The sequence below is a fragment of the Pseudarthrobacter sp. LT1 genome (assembly GCF_035621795.1).
Classification (GTDB): domain Bacteria; phylum Actinomycetota; class Actinomycetes; order Actinomycetales; family Micrococcaceae; genus Arthrobacter.
Genome location: NZ_CP141830.1, coordinates 2757267 through 2776295 on the forward strand (window position 1 = coordinate 2757267; position 19029 = coordinate 2776295).

The following is a 19029-nucleotide window of genomic DNA, read 5'->3' on the forward strand; positions in this document are numbered from 1 at the left end:
GACAAGCCCGGTTCAGGGGCCTGTGGTAGCTTCGTTCCTGACCACACGGGTGCCCTTGCAGGGGCTGAGATCGGGCTGACGCAGCCTGCGACCGTTGAACCTGTCCGGGTAATGCCGGCGAAGGAAGTGAGTATTCCCTTGAGTACGCAAAACACCCAGTTGAACCCTGCCCTGCTGCCGTCCGCCGGGGAGCCCGGCGACGCATCGGAACAGCCCGTGACCCAGTCCCTGAAGTCCCATTCCCTCGCCTACCTTGCGGATGAGGCGTCCGGGATCCGGGTACCTGTGACGGAAATTGCCCTTGAACCGTCACCCAACGGCCAGCCGAACGCACCCTTCCGGACTTACCGGACTGCGGGGCCCGGCAGCGACCCCGTCCGCGGGCTGCAGCCCTTCCGCTCAGGGTGGATCGCGGCGCGCGGGGACACCGAGCCCTACGGCGGCCGGGAGCGCAACCTGCTCGATGACGGCCGGTCGGCCGTACGCCGCGGCGCCGCCTCCGCGGAGTGGAAGGGCGCACAGCCGGTGCCCCGCCGCGCCGTCGACGGCCGGACGGTGACGCAGATGCACTATGCCCGGCAGGGAATCGTCACTCAGGAAATGCGGTTCGTGGCGCTGCGCGAAAACTGCGACGTTGAGCTGGTCCGCAGCGAGGTTGCTGCCGGCAGGGCCATCATCCCGAACAACATCAACCATCCGGAATCCGAGCCGATGATCATTGGCAAGGCTTTCCTGGTGAAGATCAACGCGAACATTGGCAACTCTGCGGTGACGAGCTCCATCGCGGAGGAGGTGGACAAGCTGCAGTGGGCCACCCAGTGGGGTGCCGACACCGTCATGGACCTCTCCACCGGCGACGACATCCACACCACGCGGGAGTGGATCATCCGCAACTCCCCCGTGCCGATCGGGACGGTGCCGATCTACCAGGCGCTGGAAAAGGTCAACGGCGAGGCCAACGCCCTCACCTGGGAGATCTTCCGGGACACGGTGATCGAACAGTGCGAACAGGGTGTGGACTACATGACCATCCACGCTGGCGTGCTGCTCCGCTATGTTCCGCTGACCGCCAACCGCGTCACCGGCATTGTCTCGCGCGGTGGCTCCATCATGGCGGGCTGGTGCCTGGCCCACCACCAGGAGAACTTCCTGTACACGCACTTCGATGAGCTGTGCGAAATCTTCGCCAAATACGACGTCGCCTTCTCGCTGGGTGACGGCCTCCGCCCCGGTTCCACGGCGGACGCCAACGACGCCGCGCAGTTCGCGGAGCTGGACACGCTCGCCGAGCTGACGCAGCGGGCCTGGGAGTATGACGTCCAGGTGATGGTGGAGGGGCCGGGCCACGTTCCCTTCCACCTGGTCCGTGAGAACGTGGAACGGCAGCAGGAGCTGTGCAAGGGTGCGCCCTTCTATACCCTGGGCCCGCTGGTCACCGACATCGCTCCCGGCTACGACCACATCACGTCGGCAATCGGCGCCACCGAGATTGCCCGGTACGGGACAGCCATGCTCTGCTACGTCACACCAAAGGAACATCTGGGGCTGCCCAACAAGGACGACGTCAAGACGGGTGTCATCACCTACAAGATCGCGGCGCACGCGGCGGACCTGGCCAAGGGCCACCCGGGGGCGCACGAACGGGACGATGCCCTGTCCAAGGCACGGTTCGAATTCCGCTGGCGCGACCAGTTCGCCCTGTCCCTGGATCCTGTGACCGCGGAGGCGTTCCACGACGAGACGCTTCCCGCTGAACCAGCCAAGACGGCGCACTTCTGTTCCATGTGCGGGCCCAAGTTCTGCTCCATGCGGATCAGCCAGGATATCCGTGACGAATACGGGTCGGCAGACTCGCAGGCGGCACTGGCGGACATGGCCTCCGGCATGCGGGAGAAGAGCCAGGAGTTCCTGGCCAAGGGCGGCAAGGTGTACCTGCCGGAGCCGACGGTCGCTGCCGGCAGCTAGGACGCCCGGGCGGGCTGGCTCCGGCTGACCCCGCTGATGAACTGGCGGATGACCCGGTCCCCGTCCAGGGAGTCCTGGGGCCGGTGCCCTCCCGCGGCAACGCGGTGCAGGGCACCGGTCTCCCTGAGGTACCCGGCAATTTCCTCGTAAAGCGGCTCCCAGCCACCAGTCAGGACCAGCGTGGGGACACCGGGAACAATATGCAGCGGCGCCTCCCAGGATGGCGCCTGGAGCCTGAGCCTGCGGGCGGAGCGTTTTTCCTCGATGGTGGCCGGCTGCTGGAGGTCGGTGGCGTAGACGCGGCGGACGAATTCGCGCTGGAAGTCGTCGTCACTGAGCTGGTGGCGGACGTCGAAAAGCGGCTGCATCAGGCTGATGTGCGCGGCCGTGGCCGGCAGCTCCGCCGTCAGCGACAGGCAGGCCGGCTCCACCAGGGTCAGCGAAAAGACCAGGTCCGGACGTTCCACCGCGGCCATCATGGCGGGGATCGCCCCCTGGGAGTGTGCCACCACATGTCCGCCGGCGGCCCCGCGGCCATCGTCGGCAAGCGACCCCAGGATGATCGCGGTGTCTTCCGTGAAGGAGGATTCCAGCGGCTCCGCGGCGGAATCGTAGCCGTGCCTGCGGAGGAACAGGGCATCATAGGCCAGTGCCATGCCGTGCTGGCGGGGCCATGCGGCGGCGCCAAAGGTACCGGCGCCGTGCACGAACACTACCCTCTGCTTGAACATGTCCCAACCCTATTCCACGGTGCCGACATCCCAACGAAAAAGCGCCAGGTGTCGTCTTGAGAGGTCAAAACGTCACCTGGCGCTTCCCGATGTTGGGGAACTGCTACTTGCCCATGAACTTGTCGAAGCCCTTGGGAAGGTTCAGCTGGGACGGGTCGAAGTCGCCGCCCTGCTGGCCGAAGGCCGCTCCTGTGGGCAGCGCCTTGGCAGCGTTGGCACGGCGGGCTTCGGCTTCCTTACGCTCCTGCGCAGCCTTCGCCGGGTTTCCGGACTTTGGCTTTTTCTTCGGCGCGTTCTTGGCGTTCTTGCGCGCACCGCCGCCGGCTCCGGGCAGGCCGGGCATCCCGGGCATTCCCGGCATGCCGCCCTGGGCCATCTTCTTCATCATCTTCTGGGCCTGGGCGAAGCGCTCCAGCAGGCCGTTGACCTCGGAGACGTGGACACCGGAACCACGGGCGATGCGGGCGCGGCGTGAGCCGTTGATGATCTTGGGGGCCAGCCGCTCGTGGGGGGTCATGGACCGGACGATCGCCTCGACGCGGTCGATCTCCCGCTCGTCGAACTGTTCCAGCTGCTGCCGGATGTTCTGCGCGCCCGGCATCATCATGAGCATCTTCTTCATGGAGCCCATGTTGCGGATCTGCTGCATCTGAGCCAGGAAGTCTTCGAGGGTGAAGTCTTCCTGGTCGGCGAACTTCTTCGCCATGCGGGCAGCTTCGTCTTTGTCCCAGGCCTTTTCGGCCTGCTCGATGAGCGTGAGGATGTCACCCATGTCCAGGATGCGCGAGGCCATCCGGTCCGGGTGGAACAGCTCGAAGTCGTCCAGGCCTTCACCGGTGGAAGCGAACATGACGGGCTTGCCGGTGACCGACGCGACGGAGAGCGCGGCACCACCCCGGGCGTCGCCGTCGAGCTTGGACAGCACGATGCCAGTGAAGTTGACGCCTTCATCGAAGGCAAGCGCCGTGTTGACGGCGTCCTGGCCGATCATGGAGTCGATCACGAACAGGACTTCGTTGGGCACGATGGCGCGGCGGATCTGGCGGGCCTGCTCCATCATGCCGGCGTCCACGCCGAGGCGTCCGGCGGTGTCGACGATGACGACGTCGTGCAGCTTCTGGCGGGCTTCCTCGACGCCGGCACGGGCGACGGCGACCGGGTCACCGGCGGGCTGGTCCAGCTCGGTGGAGGTGGCTCCGGGGTGCGGGGCGAAGACCGGCACATTGGCGCGCTGGCCCACCACCTGGAGCTGGGTGACAGCATTGGGGCGCTGGAGGTCGCAGGCCACCAGTATGGGGCTGTGGCCCTGGGCCTTCAGCCACTTCGACAGCTTGCCGGCGAGGGTGGTCTTGCCCGCGCCCTGGAGGCCGGCGAGCATGATGACCGTGGGGCCGTTCTTTGCCAGCCGGATCCTGCGGGTCTCTCCGCCGAGGATCTCCTGGAGTTCCTCGTTGACGATCTTGACGATCTGCTGGCTCGGGTTCAGCGCAGCCGATACCTCGGCGCCCAGCGCCCGTTCGCGGACCCGCCCGGTGAACTCCCGGACCACCGGAACGGCGACGTCGGCGTCCAAAAGGGCACGGCGGATCTCGCGGACAGTGGCATCAACATCGGCCTCCGTCAGGCGGCCCTTGCCGCGGAGATTCTTGAAGGTTGCTGTCAACCGGTCAGAGAGTGAATTGAACACGCGCCGTGAACTTCTTTCAGGAGATGATCGGGACTCGACTATCTAGGGTATCAAGTCAGGCACGGTAGATGGCATGCTGGCAAAATGACGAGCCAAACAACTGTCAAGACCCTGCTCATCCTCGGCGCCTCGGGCGACCTCACCGGCCGGCTCCTCCTGCCGGGCCTCGCCCGCCTTGTTGCGGCAGGCCGGGCGGAGGGCCTCAGCCTGGTGGGCGCGGGTTCGGATCCGTGGACACCGGAACAGTGGCGGGAGCGGGTGGAGTCGTCCTTTGCCGCGGCGGCCGGCACAGCAGACCAGCCGGGGAAAGACGCCCTGGAGGCCATGCAGAAGGAGACGGCCTACCACCAGGTGGACGTCACGGCCAAGGGTGCCCTTGCTGCCCTGCTCGCCGGGCTGCAGGGCCCGGTGGCCGTCTACTTCGCCCTTCCGCCCCGGATCAGCCAACTGGCCTGCGAGACGCTCCAGCCTGCGGAGGTGCCGGAAGGCACCCGCCTGGTGATGGAGAAGCCGTTCGGCTCCAGTGAGGAGTCGGCCCGTTCCCTGAACCGGACCCTGAGCCGCCTCGTCCCGGAGGACCACATCCACCGGGTGGACCACTTTTTGGGCAAGGCCACGGTCCTGAACATCCTGGGACTGCGGTTCGCCAACAACTTCCTTGAACCCGTCTGGAACCGGCAGCACGTGGAAAAGGTGGAGATCTTCTTCGACGAGGACCTGGCGCTGGAAGGCCGTGCCCGCTACTACGACGGCGCCGGCGCGCTCCGTGACATGATCCAGAGCCACCTCCTGCAGGTCATGGCCATCATGGCGATTGAACCGCCTGCCACCATCGGCGAGCGCGACCTCCGGGACGCGGTCTCCGCCGTCCTCCGCGCCAGCAGCGTCAGGGCCCCCTTCACCGACTCAACGCGGCGGGCGCGCTACACGGCGGGTTCGGTGGCAGGCAAGGAGGTGCCGGACTATGCGAAGGAGGACGGGGTGGACCCTGCGCGGGGCACGGAAACCCTCGCCGAGATCCAGGTGGACATCGACAACTGGCGCTGGCGGGGCGTCCCCTTCATCCTCCGCTCGGGCAAGGCCCTGGGCGACAAGCGGAAGGAAGCGGTGGTCACCTTCCTTCCGGTGCCCCACCTCCCGCAGGGCTTTACCGGGGTGGACTCCCCCAACCAGCTGCGGATCGGCTTTGGTCCGGACACGCTGGAGTTCGACGTCGACGTCAACGGTCCCGGAAACATCTTCAGCCTGGGCCGGGTCACCCTGGAAGCGGAACTGAGCGCCTCCGAGCTCCTGCCCTACGGTGAAGTGCTGGAAGGTGTCCTGACCGGCGACCCGCTGCTGTCCGTCCGAAGCGACACTGCCGAGGACTGCTGGCGGATTGTCGAGCCCGTGCTCAAGGCCTGGGAACAGGGCAAAGTTCCCTTGGAGGAGTACGACGCCGGATCGGCCGGCCCGGCGTCGTGGCCCACCAACCGGCACAAGGACTGAGCTTTCACGGCAGACAGGACGGGCGGGAACCTTTCGGTTCCCGCCCGTCCTGCATCAGTCTTCAGTTGTTGCCCTGCTGGGGACCGTGCCGCCCCGCCTAGATGGCGGCCACTCCGCGTTCCCCGGTCCGGACGCGCACTGCCTCATGGACGTCCATGGTCCAGACCTTGCCGTCCCCGGCCCGGCCGGTGTTGGAACTGGCAATGATCACGTCCAGGATGTCGTCGGCCTGTTCGTCCGTGGCCAGGACTTCCACCCGGATCTTGGGCAGGAGGTCCACGTTGTATTCCGCTCCGCGGTAGACCTCGGTGTAGCCGCGCTGCCGGCCGTACCCGCTTGCCGCGCTGACGGTCAGGCCCTGCACGCCGTAGGCTTCCAGGCCCTCCCTGATGGCTTCGAGCTTTTCCGGCCTGACGATTGCAGTGATCAGTTTCATGCCCCCACGCTTTCCTTACCTGTTGCCGGCTGTGCCTTTTGCGCACCGGATGCTGCCTGGACCGTCTCGCCCTGGCCCTTGCCGGTGATCATGTCGTGCAGCGGCTGGAAGCTTCCACCGTGGCCGCTGAGACCGAACTCGTAGGCAGTCTCGGCGTGCAGGCTGAGGTCCACACCCACCGTTTCCTGTTCCTGCGAGACCCGGAAGCCCATGGTCTTGTGGATGGCCAGCGCAATGATGGACGTCAGGACCGCTGAGTAGGCAATGGCGATTCCGGCTGCCGCGAGCTGTGCCCACAGCTGGGTGAGTCCGCCGCCGTAGAAGAGGCCGCCGCCAACACCGGCGGTGGGCAGTGCGATGAAGCCCAGGGCCACGGTGCCGATGATGCCGGAGACGAGGTGGACGCCGACGACGTCCAGGGAGTCATCGAAGCCCCAGCGGAACTTCAGGCCAACGGCGAGGGCTGAGGCGACACCGGCGACCACGCCGAGGCCAAGGGCACCGACCGGGCTGACGTTGGCGCAGGCGGGGGTGATGGCCACGAGGCCGGCCACGACGCCGGACGCGGCACCGAGCGAGGTGGGGTGTCCGTCGCGGATGCGTTCGGTGACGAGCCAGCCGAGCATGGCCGCTGCCGGGGCTGCGAGGGTGTTGATCCAGATGAGGCCGCCCTGTTCGGCAGTGGTGGCCGCGCCGCCGTTGAAGCCGAACCAGCCGAACCAGAGGATGGCTGCGCCGAGCATGACGAACGGGATGTTGTGCGGGCGGTGGTTGGGGTCCTTGCCGAAGCCCTTGCGGTTGCCGATGATCAGGACCAGGATCAGCGCGGCAACACCCGCATTGATGTGGACCACGGTGCCGCCGGCGAAGTCGATGGCCGGGCCGAGGGCCTTGCCGATGGCGCCTTCGGGGCCGAAGAGGCCGCCGCCCCACACCATGTAGGCCAGCGGGCAGTACACCAGCGTGACCCAGACGGGAACGAACACGGACCAGGCGCCGAACTTGGCGCGGTCGGCGATGGCCCCGCTGATCAGTGCCACGGTGATGATGGCGAAGGTGGCTGCGTAGCCCACCTTGATCAGGCCGTCGGGGGTATTGATCCCCTCAAGGCCGAATGTGGCGAACGGGTTGCCCACAATTTCCATGAACCCTTCCCCGGAGCTCATGGAGGCGCCCCACAGGACCCAGACGACGCCCACCATGCCGATGGAGATGAAGCTCATCATCATCATGTTCAGGGCTGCCTTGGCGCGGGTCATGCCGCCGTAGAAAAATGCCAGACCGGGTGTCATGAACAGCACGAGAGCTGCCGCTACCATGACCCAAACGTGACCTGCGGTAAGTTCCATGGTGCACGTCCTCTCTCATCGAATCTTGCGGAATACTCCGCCTGCCAACGCCTTTTTGCGTCCTGTAATGAGTGTGTGGGCGGCGTGTTTCGCCCGCGGAGGATTTAGATTGCCGGCCTGTTACAACAACCTCTAGGAAGTAAATGGTGCATATCCGCCTTGTTACGGTTATGTTTCCGCACCCGCGCAGCCACCCGGCTCCCTTTCCAGCAAGGACTCCTGCACCATGACGGCACCACCCCGCGCAAGCGGCGCCACTTCGAGGTTTTTGGCCCGGCTAAGGCCGCAGCGGGAGAAACTCCCCCGCGACATCAAGGTGATGCTGGCTGCCGCGTTCCTGATCGCGCTTGGCTTCGGGCTTGTTGCGCCGGTATTGCCGCAGTTCGCAACAACCTTCGGGGTGGGGAACACTGAGGCCGCCGTTATCGTGGCCATCTTCGCCTTCATGCGCCTGGCGTTCGCCCCTGCCGGGGGCGCCCTGATCGGCAGGCGTGGGGAACGTCCCATCTATGTCGCCGGGCTGCTGATTGTGGCGCTGTCCACTGCGGCGTGCGCATTTGCCCAGGACTACTGGCAGCTGCTGCTTTTCCGCGGGCTGGGCGGGGCCGGGTCTGTGATGTTCACGGTGGCATCAATGGCCCTGGTGGTCCGGCTGGCGCCGCCCAAAAGCAGGGGCAGGGTTTCCGGAGCCTACGCATCGGCCTTCCTGATCGGAAATGTGTGCGGGCCGATTGTGGGCGGCCTGCTGGCGGGACTGGGCCTGCGGGTCCCGTTCCTTGCCTACGCCGCTGCGCTGCTTGTGGCCGCGTTCGTCGTCCAGACCCAGCTGAGCCACCAGCGCCGGGGAGGCGCCGAAGTACAGGACCGCGCCCCGGACATGCGCTTTGGCGAAGCGCTGGCTGTGGGAACCTACAGGTCCGCCCTGGTCTCCAGCTTTGCCAACGGGTGGGCTACCTTTGGCGTCCGGATGGCAACGGTGCCGCTGTTCGCTGCGGCGGCCTTCGGAGCAGGCCCGCAGGCCGCGGGCCTGGCATTGGCAGTGTTCGCTGCCGGCAATGCCGCTGCCTTGACCTTCTCGGGACGGCTGGCGGACTCGGTGGGGCGAAAGCCCATGATGATCTCCGGCCTCCTGGTGGCGGCCCTGTCCACTGCAGCCATCGGCATCACCTCAGACCTGCCCTGGTTCCTGGCAGCGTCCACGCTCGCCGGCGTCGGGTCCGGTCTTTTCGGTCCCGCCCAGCAGGCCGCCGTCGCCGATGTCATCGGCAACGCGCGGTCCGGAGGCAAGGTGCTGGCGGTGTACCAGATGACGTCCGACGTCGGAGCGATCGTTGGGCCGCTCGTGGCGGGAATGCTGGCCGACGGGCTGGGGTTCGGCTGGGCTTTCGGCGTGACCGGCGGGGTCATGCTCCTTGCAGCCGCCGGCTGGCTGCCCACCCGCGAGACACTGCGCACCGCAGGCAGCTAGCCTGCGGTGCGGGCAACGGCAAACTCGTGCAGCAGGCCGGTTCAGCTGCCTATTCAACAGCTCACCGCAGAAGCTGAGTTTTGCAGGTCAGTTCAGCAGGGCGTCAACAAAGCCTTCGGTGTCGAAGGGGGCCAGGTCGTCGGCGCCTTCGCCCAGTCCAATGAGCTTGACGGGCACGCCCAGGGTTTTCTGGATGGCGACGACGATGCCGCCCTTGGCGGTTCCGTCCAGCTTGGTCAGGACGATGCCGGTGATGTTGACTACCTCCGAGAAGACCCGCGCCTGGTTCAGGCCGTTCTGGCCGGTGGTGGCATCGAGCACCAGCAGGACTTCGTCCACCTCGGCCAGCTTCTCCACGACGCGCTTGACCTTGCCCAGTTCGTCCATCAGGCCCACCTTGTTCTGCAGGCGCCCGGCGGTGTCGATCATGACCACGTCGACTTCCTGCTCGATACCGGCTTTCACTGCCTCGTAGGCAACCGAGGCGGGGTCGGCGCCGTCGATGTCGGACTTCACGGTGGGAACGCCCACGCGCTGGCCCCACGTGGCCAGCTGCTCAGCGGCAGCGGCGCGGAAGGTGTCCGCGGCGCCCAGCAGGACGTCCTTGTCCTCGGCCACCAGCACACGTGCCAGCTTGCCCACGGTGGTGGTCTTGCCCACGCCGTTCACGCCCACCACCATCATCACGGCGGGCTTATCGGCGTGCCGCTGCACGTTGAGGCTGCGGTCCATGGTGGGGTCCACAAGCTTGATGAGTTCTTCCCGGAGCATGGTCTTGACGTGTTCCGGGGTGCGGGTGCCCAGTACCTTGACGCGCTCCCGGAGGGCGTCCACCAGCTGCATGGTGGGTTCAGTGCCCAGGTCCGCGAGGAGGAGGGTTTCCTCCACTTCATCCCAGACGCTCTCGTCGATCCGGTCGCTGGACAGCAGCGCCAGCAGGCCCTTGCCCATGACGTTGTTGGAGCGGGCCAGCCGTTCCCGAAGTCGGGCCAGGCGGCCGGCGACGGGCAGCGGGGTTTCGACGGGAATGGTTTCCAGCCCGGCCGCATTGTCCGGAACGGTGGTGGTGTCCAACCCGTCGAGGTCCACCCTCTGCGGAACCGTGCCCTCGATGGTTCCCTCGCGGTCCGCCACCGCCGTGCTTCCGCCGGAGCGGATTTCGGGGTCGTTGGCATCCCTGGTGCCCGGGTAGCGGGTGATGTTCCTCCGCGTCTTGAGCAGGACCGGAATCAGCCCGCCGATGACCACCAGCGCAGCAAGAATGGACAGGACAATGGGAAGGATGTCATTCACTCCCCTAGCTTCTCACAAACGGCCCGCCCGCTTCCGGCAGCCATCAGGCAGCTGACCTGCCGCTATACCTCGGCCCCCAACCGCTGGCTGATGACAGTGGAGACGCCGTCGCCCCTCATGGTGACCCCGTACAGCGCGTCCGCCACTTCCATGGTCCGCTTCTGGTGCGTGATGACGATCAGCTGGCTGGATTCCCGGAGTTCTTCGAAAATGGTGATGAGCCGGCCAAGGTTGGTGTCATCCAATGCCGCCTCCACCTCGTCCATGACGTAGAAGGGCGAGGGCCGCGCCTTGAAAATGGCCACCAGGAGCGCCACTGCGGTCAGGGAGCGTTCGCCGCCGGAGAGCAGGGACAGCCGCTTGATCTTCTTGCCCGCAGGGCGGGCCTCCACTTCGATGCCGGTGGTGAGCATGTCCGCCGGGTCGGTCAGGACCAGGCGTCCCTCGCCGCCGGGAAAGAGCCGCCCGAAAACCCGGACGAACTGGGCCTGGGTGTCCTCGAACGCTTCGGCAAAGACCCGCTGGACCCTGTCATCCACTTCCTTGATGATGTCCAGCAGATCCCGCCGGCTGGCCTTCAGGTCCTCGAGCTGGGTGCTGAGGAACTGGTGCCGCTCCTCCAGCGCCGCGAATTCCTCCAGCGCCAGGGGGTTGACCTTGCCCAGGCTTGCGAGGTCCCGCTCCGCCTTCCGCAGCCGTTTCTCCTGCTCCTGCCGGACATAGGGCTTGCCATCCCTGATTTCTTCCCCGTCCGCGTCAACCGGGGCCCGCAGGGCCGCCCATTTGTCACCGGATTCCTCCGCCGGAACGGGCACCGGCACGTGCGGCCCGAATTCGGTGACCAGCGCTTCGGGGGTGATGCCCAGCTCATCCACGGAGCGGGTTTCCACCGCCTCGATCCTGGCGCGCTGCTGGGCCCGGGCGAGTTCGTCGCGGTGCACGTTGTCGGTGAGTTGGGCCAGCTCCCTGGCCAGGGCATCGTTCGCTTCCCGGATCTCCCGCAGGCCGCGGTCGCGCAGCTCGCGGTTCTCCTCGGCCAGGTCCCGTTCGTGCCGGGCACGGTCCACGGAGACGTCCACATAGCCAAGAGCCAGTTCCGCCCCCGAGGAAACGGCGGCCGCGCGCCGGGCCTGGATGCGGCGGCGGCGGGCGCGCTCTGCCGCCTCCTCACGGGCGCGGCGTTCCGTGGCGGCGGCGCGTTCCAGGGACGCCACCCTGTTGCGGGTGGCCACCAGCTGCTCTTCGGCACTGCGGAGGGACAACCGCGCCTCCACCTCGGCGGCGCGGGCGGCGGAGGCTGCACGCGCCAGGGCGTCGCGCTGCTCCGTGGACGGTTCCTCTTCCACCGGCGCTTCCTGCGCCGCGGCCAACCGGGCAGCGACGGTGGCGAGCGCTTCCTCCTCCGCCGCGACGTTGCCTTCGGCCCGTGCCAGGGACGCTGCCAGCCGTTCGCTCTCGCCAACGGCGCTGCGCAGGACAGAGTTCAGGTGGCCCAAACGTTCGGCTACGGCAGCGAGCCGGGCATCGGATTCGTGCAGCTTGTCGAGCGCAGCGTCCGCCTCCTCCTGCGCTCCCGTGCGCCGTGCCTCCGCGGCTGCCAGGGCGAACCTGTTCCGCTCCAGGTCCGCCGTGACCGCCGAAAGCCCGCGCTCGGCGTCGTCCACCGCCGCCTGCACCTCAAGGAGGGACGGCGCTTTGGCAGAGCCACCCGTGGCGGAGACGGCGGTGAAGACGTCCCCTTCGCGGGTGACCGCTGTCATGTCCGGCAGTGCAGCAACCAGGGCAGCCGCGGCGTCGATGCCGGTCACGACGGCGGTCCGGGACAGCAGGTGCCGGACCAGGGAGCCGTGCCCCGAAGGCCCATCGACCAGGCCGGCGGCCCACTGCGCTCCCTCAGGCAGCGTCACGTGCGGGCCATCTCCCTGGTGGAGTGCCGCCGCCGATGCGAGGAGCAGCGACGCCCGCCCGGCGTCGTCGTCCTTGAGCCGTCCCAGCACAGCGGCCGCTGCCTCCCCGTCCTGGACGAGCACTGCCTCGGACACTTCCCCCAGGGCGGCGGCGATGGCCGGCTCGAACCCGGCCTGCACGGTGATCCCGGCAGCAAGGCTTTCCTGCACGCCGGGGAGCCCGGACGCCAGCACGTGCCTGGCACCGTCCTTGCGGTCAAGGCCGAGCTTCAGGGCATCGAGGCGCGCGGCGAGGGCGTCCCGCTTGCGGACCCCCTCGTTGACGGCGGCTTTGAGGTCCGCGATCTCCCCCAGCACGGCGTCCAGGACATCGCTGGCCGCCTCATAGTCGGCGTCAAGGGATTCCTCTCCCTCCTCCACGCCGGCCACCTGGTTTTCCAGCGCCGTAAACTCGGCCTGGGCGCGGGCCCGGCGTTCGGTTCCGGCGGCAAGGGATTCGCGCAGCCTTCCAAGTTCCGCCTGCGCGGACTCCACCCGGGACCGGGCCGCCGCGACCTGGCCGGCCAGCCGCGCCAGGCCCTCGCGCCGGTCCGCTGCGGCACGGAGCTGGGCGGTGAGCCGCTGGTCCTCGGCCTGCGCAGCCCGCTCCGCTTCCACTTTCGCTGCGCTGGCCGCGTCCAGGGTGCCCCGCCTGGACTGGATGTCCTGTTCGAGTTCGGCCAGTTCCCGCCTCACCCGGGCTGCCTGGCGCTCCAGCTGTTCGGGGTCCCGGCCGGAAGACGGCGCGGCATCGTCGGAACCCAGCAGGCGGCTCCGTTCCGTGGCAAGCGAGCCGAGCGACCGCAGCCGTTCACGGGCCGTGGACAGCCGGTACCAGGTGTCCCTGGCGGCATTGAGCCGCGGTGTGGCCTCGGCCGCGAGCTGCTCCAATGTTGCCTGCTGCCTGCGCCCGGCCTCGAGTTCCTGCTCGACGGCGGTCCGGCGCGCCTTGAGTGCCGCTTCGTCCGCCACGTCCTGCTCCAGGGCCTGCTGCAGCTGCACCAGGTCGTCGGCGAGCAGGCGCGCCCGCGCGTCCCGGACGTCGAACTGGACCCGCTGCGCTCGGCGGGCCACCTCGGCCTGCTTCCCAAGGGGCGTGAGCTGCCGCCGGATCTCGCCGGTGAGGTCGGTCAGGCGCTGGAGGTTGGCCTGCATGGCCTCGAGCTTCCGTACCGTCCGTTCCTTGCGGCGCCGGTGCTTGAGGATCCCGGCCGCCTCCTCGATGAAGCCGCGGCGGTCCTCGGGAGTGGCGTGCAGGACGCGGTCCAGCTGGCCTTGGCCCACAATGACATGCATTTCACGGCCCAGGCCGGAATCGGAGAGCAGTTCCTGGATGTCCAGCAGGCGGCAGCCTGCGCCGTTGATGGCATATTCGGATCCGCCCGTCCTGAACAGCGTCCGGGAAATCGTGACTTCGCTGTACTCGATGGGGAGTGCGCCATCGGTGTTGTCGATGGTGAGCGAAACGTGGGCGCGGCCCAGCGGCGGACGCCCGGACGTACCGGCAAAAATGACGTCCTCCATCTTGCCGCCGCGCAGGGTTTTGGCCCCTTGCTCGCCCATGACCCACGCCAGGGCGTCCACCACGTTGGACTTGCCGGATCCGTTGGGACCCACGACGGCGGTGACGCCGGGTTCGAAGTCGAAGGTGGTGGCGGACGCAAAGGACTTGAACCCCCGGACGGTGAGGCTTTTGAGGTGCAAGGCTTTTCTGGTCTCCTGGAGCGGGTAGGGCATTTTGCTGGAACCGGGTCACTACAATCTACTGCGCAGGACCGACATTTCCCGGCAGCAGCACCCGGGAACCGGCACGGGCACCGGGGGTGGATATGCGTGTTCCGGCACGGCAAAGGCATAGTTAAGCTCTTGAGCCTGCGCAGATGTGGGTACGGTCACCGCAGGAACGCGGGACGAAAACGAAGAGGGGCTTGAATTGGCAGGTAATGCAACCTTCCGCCACAGCAACACCGCGCTGCTCTCGGTGAGCAGCGTCGAGGCTCCCAGGATCGTGAGCTCCACGGAATTTGACCGGCGGCTGGCATCGACCCTGCAGCGCCTCAAGTTTCCGCCGCGGCTGCTTGAGCGCGTGGCAGGCATCACGCACCGCCGGTGGTGGGCTGCTGGAACGTCGTTCGACGACGCCGCGGTGGAGGCGGGCGCCAAGGCCCTCGCCGAGGCCGGCATCGAAGCCTCGGAGGTCGGACTGCTGATCAACACCTCGGTGACCCGGCGCAACCTTGAACCCTCAGTGGCGGTGAAGATCCACCACGGCCTGAGCCTGCCGTCGTCGGCCATGAACTTCGACCTTGCCAACGCCTGCCTGGGCTTCGTGAATGCCCTGACCCTGGCAGCCAACATGATCGATTCGGGCCAGATAAGGTACGCCGTGATTGTCAACGGCGAGGACGCCCAGCTGACGCAGGAGGCCACCCTGGCCCGGCTGCAGCGGCCCGAGACAACGCGCGATGACTTTAACCGGGAGTTCGCCACGCTGACGCTGGGGTCCGGGGCTGCGGCGGCCGTCCTGGGGCCCGCCGACGAGCACCCGGGAGCACACCGGGTGGTGGGCGGCGTGATGCGCGCCGGCACCGAGCACCACGAGTTGTGCGTGGGCGGCATCGACGGCATGAACACCGACACGAAGGGACTGCTCGACGGCGGCCTCCAGCTCGTGGTCGATGCATGGCAGGAAGCCCAGCCCGAATGGGACTGGGCCGCGATGGACCGCTACGTCACGCACCAGGTCAGCAACGCCTACACCCAGGCCATTATCGATGCGATCGATCTGGACCCGGACAAGGTGCCCATCACGTTCCCGCACTGGGGCAACGTGGGACCGGCATCGCTCCCCATGACACTCGCGGCCGAGGCACAGTCATTGGGAAGCGGTGACAGGGTGTTGTGCATGGGCGTCGGATCCGGCCTGAACACCGCAATGCTGGAAATCGTTTGGTGATCGCGGACTGGCCGGGCGTCAACGCCGAGTGGTCGCGCCACATCGATGTCCCCTCCACCTCGGGGGCTGATTCGCCCGGCACGGTGCGCCGCTGGCACCTGCTGGACAATGGCGGGGAACTGGCACGCCGCGGCCTGGCTCCCATGGGAACCCTGTTGTGCGTACACGGCAATCCCACCTGGTCCTACCTGTGGCGGAGCCTGCTGGCCGCCGGATCGAACCACGCGCACCCGTGGCGCGTGGTGGCCGTGGACCAGCTGGACATGGGTTTCTCGGAGCGGACCGGGACCTTCCGGCGGCTGGCGGACAGGATCAACGACCTGGGCGACTTGACCGACGCCCTGGACCTGGCAGGGCCGGTGGTTTCGGTGGGTCACGACTGGGGCGGGGTCATCAGCCTCGGCTGGGCGCTGGCCCACGCCGACCAGCTGGCCGGCGTGGTCCTGACCAACACCGCCGTCCACCAGCCCGCCGGTTCCCCCATCCCGCCGGCGCTGCGCCTTGCCCTCCACCCTGCCGTGCACCGGTGGGGCACCACCACTACCGATGCTTTCCTGCGGGTGACGCATTCGTTGGCACACCCGCCGCTGCCCGCGGACGTGCGGAACGCCTTCATGGCTCCGTACCGCAGCGCCTCGCGGCGCGCGGGGGTGGGCAACTTCGTAGCGGACATTCCCGTTGACGCGTCGCACCCCAGCTTCGCTGCCCTCAACGGCGTGGCGGAGGGCGTGCGGGACCTTAAGGTGCCGGTCCTGATGCTGTGGGGCCCAAGGGACCCCATCTTCTCCGACCGCTACCTGAAGGACCTGCTCACCCGCCTCCCCCACGCGGACGTGCACCGCTACGAGGGTGCTGGACACCTGGTGGCAGAGGACCGGAACATCGAGCCGGCGGTCTTCGACTGGCTTGCCGGCCGCGTCACGCACGGCGGGGACAGTGTTGCTGAAGCCGGCGCAGTTGCTGAAGCCGACGTGGTCACTGGAACCGCCGCCCCGGCTAACGGCAATGGCTCCACGCCCTTGTGGACGCTTCTTGGGGAGCTCGCCGCCGGCCCGTCCGCAGACGGGAGGGCCGTCGTCGAAATGGCACCGGACGGCACGGTGGCCCGCTCGCTCACCTGGCGGCAGCTGGAAGAAAGCGTCGGGCACCTCTCCGCAGGCCTGCAGGGGGCGGGAGTAGGACCGGGCAGCCGGGTGAGCCTGATGGTCCCGCCCGGGGTGGACCTGACCGTGGCCCTGTATGCCTGCCTGCGGCTGGGAGCGGTGGTGGTTGTTGCCGACGCCGGCCTGGGGACCAGGGGGCTGGGCCGGGCGGTCAAGGGAGCGACGCCTGATGTCCTGATCGGGATTGACAAGGCCCTTGCCGCTGCCCGGGCACTGGGCTGGGCGTCCAGGCGCATCAGTGTGCAGGACCTGCCGGCAGGTCCGCGCCGGCTCCTCGGGGTGGAGACCTCCCTCGCCGCCCTGGCCAGGGCAGGCGCAGGGCGTGCCGCTGCCGGCGTCGCTCCCGCCTCCAGCCCGGACGGGGACTCCCCCGCCGCCGTACTTTTCACTTCCGGCTCCACCGGTCCCGCCAAGGGCGTGCTGTACACGCACCGGCAGCTTGCCGCCATGCGGGACACCGTGGCGGGAACCTTCGGCATCAAGCCGGGCCAGAAGCTGGTTGCAGGCTTTGCGCCGTTCGCCTTGCTGGGGCCGGCGCTGGGAACCGTGTCCGTGACGCCGGCCATGGACGTCACCGCGCCCCGCACCCTGACCGCGCGCGCCCTGGCCGATGCTGCAGCGGCCATCGATGCCACGGTGGTCTTTGCGTCCCCTGCCGCCCTGCGCAACGTCGTCGCCACCCGGGACGGCCTCACCCCGGAGGGCACCGCTGCACTCTGCCGCGTCCAAGTGCTGCTCTCTGCCGGCGCACCGGTTCCGGAACCTCTCCTTGCGGAGGTGCAGCGGCTGCTGCCCGCCGCCTCGCTGCATACCCCCTACGGCATGACCGAGGCCCTCCCCGTCACCGACATCAGCCTTGAACAGATCCAGGCCGCGGCGGCCGACGCCGAAGCCGGAACAACGCCAGGGGCCGGCAACGGCGTCTGCGTGGGGCATCCCGTCCAGGGCGCCCGCATAGCCGTGATCCCGTTGGCGGCCGACGGTACTGCCCCAGGGGCTGAGCCGGTGACCGAACCGGGGGTGACGGGGGAAATCCTGGTCAGCGCGCCGCACGTCAAGGACGGCTACGACAGGCTTTGGCTGACCGGGCAGGCGAGCGCCGGGCCGGCCGGCTGGCACCGCACCGGCGATGTGGGCCATTTCGACGCCGACGGCCGCCTGTGGGTGGAAGGGCGCCTGGCGCACATCATCACGGCGCCCCATGGAGTGGTCACTCCGGTCGGCGCCGAACAGGCCATCGAACAGCTGGACGGTATCCGGATGGCAGCCGTCGTGGGCGTGGGGCCCGCGGGCACGCAGGCCATCGCCGCCGTCGTCGAAACCGTCCCGCCCGCCCGTAAGGCCGGCCCTGCGGGCACGGAACTGGCCGGGAAGGTACGGAGCGCCGCCCAGGCGGCAGGCGTGTCCGTAGCGGCAGTCCTGGTTGTCCCCGCGCAGCCCACCGACATCCGCCACAACGCAAAGATCGACAGGTCGCGGCTGGCCCAATGGGCCTCGTCAGTGCTGGCCGGCGGCCGGCGGGTGGCGCCATGAAAATCCTGGTCACCGGGGCGAGCGGCCTGCTGGGGCGTGAAGTGGCAGGGCTGCTGGTGCGCAGGGGCCACGCCGTCACCACCTTCCAGCGGCGTCCCTCAGGGGTCGACGGCGCGGCGGACCATTGCGGTTCGCTCACCGACGACGCCGCCGTCAGGGCTGCCGTCAGGGACGCCGAGGCAGTCATCCACCTCGCGGCCAAAGTATCCTTCACCGGCCGCGCCGACGAGTTTGACCGGGTGAACGTGGAGGGAACGCGGCGCCTCCTCCTGGCGGCGCGCGAAGCCGGCGTCGGCGACCTTGTGTTTGTCTCCTCACCGTCGGTGGCCAATTCAGGCGCCGCCATCGCAGGACTCGGCGCAGAACCGGCCGATCCGGCACGCGCCCACGGCGACTACGCCCGCACCAAAGCGCAGGCGGAGCTTTTGGCCCTCGACGCGGATGCCCCGGGCTTCCGCGTCGCTGCCGTCCGGCCGCACGTGGTCTGGGGACCCGGTGACACCCAGCTGGTGGAACGCGTGCTGGCGCGGGCGGCCCGGAACCGCCTGCCGCTGCTGGACGCGGGCGCCGCGCTTATCGACACCACGTACGTGGACAATGCGGCGGCGGCGATCGTTGCGGCCCTGGACCGCATCAGTGACATCCACGGGAGGGCACTGGTTGTCACCAATGGCGAACCGCGGCCGGTAGGCGAACTGATTGCCGGCATCTGCGCCGCAGGGGGCGTTCCCGCGCCGTCGTGGTCTGTACCGGGAAAGCTTGCGAGGATTGCGGGATCGGTGGTGGAAAAAGCGTGGCCCAGGCTCGGCAAAAAGGACGAACCGCCCATGACCAGGTTTCTTGCCGAACAGTTGTCCACGGCCCATTGGTTTGATCAGCGTGAGACCCAAGAACTCCTTGCCTGGACTCCAGCCGTCTCCATCGATGAAGGCCTTGAACGGCTGGCGGACTACTACCGCTCCCGCTGAGCCGTTTTACCGGCGCCGGGACAAGTCCCGCCGTTGCGGCAGGCGC

General features: G+C 68.2%; 12 protein-coding genes and 1 riboswitch. Of the genes, 6 read left to right on the top strand and 6 right to left on the bottom strand.

Going from position 1 to position 19029, the window contains the following annotated elements; all coding sequences use genetic code 11:
* Positions 1 to 35 precede the first annotated feature (35 nt).
* Positions 36 to 143: riboswitch (TPP riboswitch) on the top strand.
* Entirely contained in the window at positions 139 to 1965 is a 1827-nt protein-coding gene (gene thiC / locus VIK36_RS13005; protein WP_420716210.1) for a phosphomethylpyrimidine synthase ThiC, read from the top strand. Its footprint overlaps the riboswitch before it by 5 nt.
* Here thiC and VIK36_RS13010 read toward each other — a convergent pair.
* Both VIK36_RS13010 and ffh read right to left on the bottom strand, forming a co-directional pair.
* The gene (locus VIK36_RS13010; RefSeq protein ID WP_324642213.1) at positions 1962 to 2696 is read right to left on the bottom strand and encodes an alpha/beta hydrolase; all 735 of its coding nucleotides are present in this window, start codon (positions 2694 to 2696) and stop codon (positions 1962 to 1964) included. The two genes, thiC and VIK36_RS13010, sit on opposite strands and share 4 nt — an antisense overlap.
* Before the next feature lie 103 nt (positions 2697 to 2799).
* Positions 2800 to 4383, bottom strand: coding sequence for a signal recognition particle protein (ffh, locus tag VIK36_RS13015; RefSeq protein ID WP_255172502.1), 1584 nt, complete (start codon positions 4381 to 4383; stop codon positions 2800 to 2802).
* 84 nt (positions 4384 to 4467) lie between these two features.
* Here ffh and VIK36_RS13020 point away from each other — a divergent pair, with 84 nt between their 5' ends.
* Positions 4468 to 5871 (top strand): glucose-6-phosphate dehydrogenase, encoded by a 1404-nt coding sequence (locus VIK36_RS13020; protein ID WP_324642214.1) that lies wholly within the window; start codon positions 4468 to 4470, stop codon positions 5869 to 5871.
* A gap of 97 nt (positions 5872 to 5968) precedes the next feature.
* Here VIK36_RS13020 and VIK36_RS13025 read toward each other — a convergent pair whose 3' ends face one another.
* Both VIK36_RS13025 and VIK36_RS13030 read right to left on the bottom strand, forming a co-directional pair.
* Positions 5969 to 6307, bottom strand: coding sequence for a P-II family nitrogen regulator (locus VIK36_RS13025; RefSeq protein WP_159631736.1), 339 nt, complete (start codon positions 6305 to 6307; stop codon positions 5969 to 5971).
* Complete coding sequence (locus VIK36_RS13030; protein ID WP_324642215.1) at positions 6304 to 7656, bottom strand: ammonium transporter; 1353 nt, start codon at positions 7654 to 7656, stop codon at positions 6304 to 6306. The genes VIK36_RS13025 and VIK36_RS13030 overlap by 4 nt, the downstream gene beginning before the upstream one ends.
* Positions 7657 to 7882: 226 nt before the next feature.
* Here VIK36_RS13030 and VIK36_RS13035 point away from each other — a divergent pair, with 226 nt between their 5' ends.
* A complete protein-coding gene (locus tag VIK36_RS13035) occupies positions 7883 to 9124 on the top strand; it encodes an MFS transporter (protein ID WP_255172505.1) in 1242 nt (413 codons plus the stop codon).
* A gap of 87 nt (positions 9125 to 9211) precedes the next feature.
* Here the strand turns inward: VIK36_RS13035 and ftsY are convergent, their stop codons facing one another.
* A complete protein-coding gene (ftsY, locus tag VIK36_RS13040; RefSeq protein ID WP_324642216.1) occupies positions 9212 to 10417 on the bottom strand; it encodes a signal recognition particle-docking protein FtsY in 1206 nt (401 codons plus the stop codon).
* Positions 10418 to 10479: 62 nt separating this feature from the next.
* Entirely contained in the window at positions 10480 to 14067 is a 3588-nt protein-coding gene (gene smc / locus VIK36_RS13045) for a chromosome segregation protein SMC (protein WP_324642217.1), read from the bottom strand.
* 229 nt (positions 14068 to 14296) lie between these two features.
* Between smc and VIK36_RS13050 the strand changes: the two genes are divergently transcribed.
* Genes VIK36_RS13050 through VIK36_RS13060 form a run of 3 tightly spaced genes read left to right on the top strand, consistent with a single transcriptional unit; the run spans position 14297 to position 18983 of the window.
* Complete coding sequence (locus VIK36_RS13050; RefSeq protein WP_324642218.1) at positions 14297 to 15319, top strand: 3-oxoacyl-ACP synthase III; 1023 nt, start codon at positions 14297 to 14299, stop codon at positions 15317 to 15319.
* The gene (locus VIK36_RS13055) at positions 15313 to 18015 is read left to right on the top strand and encodes an alpha/beta fold hydrolase (RefSeq protein WP_324642219.1); all 2703 of its coding nucleotides are present in this window, start codon (positions 15313 to 15315) and stop codon (positions 18013 to 18015) included. The genes VIK36_RS13050 and VIK36_RS13055 overlap by 7 nt, the downstream gene beginning before the upstream one ends.
* Complete coding sequence (locus VIK36_RS13060; RefSeq protein ID WP_324642220.1) at positions 18012 to 18983, top strand: NAD-dependent epimerase/dehydratase family protein; 972 nt, start codon at positions 18012 to 18014, stop codon at positions 18981 to 18983. The genes VIK36_RS13055 and VIK36_RS13060 overlap by 4 nt, the downstream gene beginning before the upstream one ends.
* The last annotated feature ends 46 nt before the right edge of the window (positions 18984 to 19029 follow it).

Bases quoted from the DNA above. Each gene is read 5' to 3' on its own strand.
- VIK36_RS13035 (WP_255172505.1), top strand. From the start codon at position 7,883: ATGACGGCACCACCCCGCGCAAGCGGCGCCACTTCGAGGTTTTTGGCC.
- VIK36_RS13030 (WP_324642215.1), bottom strand. From the start codon at position 7,656: ATGGAACTTACCGCAGGTCACGTTTGGGTCATGGTAGCGGCAGCTCTC.
- VIK36_RS13010 (WP_324642213.1), bottom strand. From the start codon at position 2,696: ATGTTCAAGCAGAGGGTAGTGTTCGTGCACGGCGCCGGTACCTTTGGC.
- VIK36_RS13060 (WP_324642220.1), top strand. From the start codon at position 18,012: ATGAAAATCCTGGTCACCGGGGCGAGCGGCCTGCTGGGGCGTGAAGTG.
- VIK36_RS13020 (WP_324642214.1), top strand. From the start codon at position 4,468: ATGACGAGCCAAACAACTGTCAAGACCCTGCTCATCCTCGGCGCCTCG.
- VIK36_RS13025 (WP_159631736.1), bottom strand. From the start codon at position 6,307: ATGAAACTGATCACTGCAATCGTCAGGCCGGAAAAGCTCGAAGCCATC.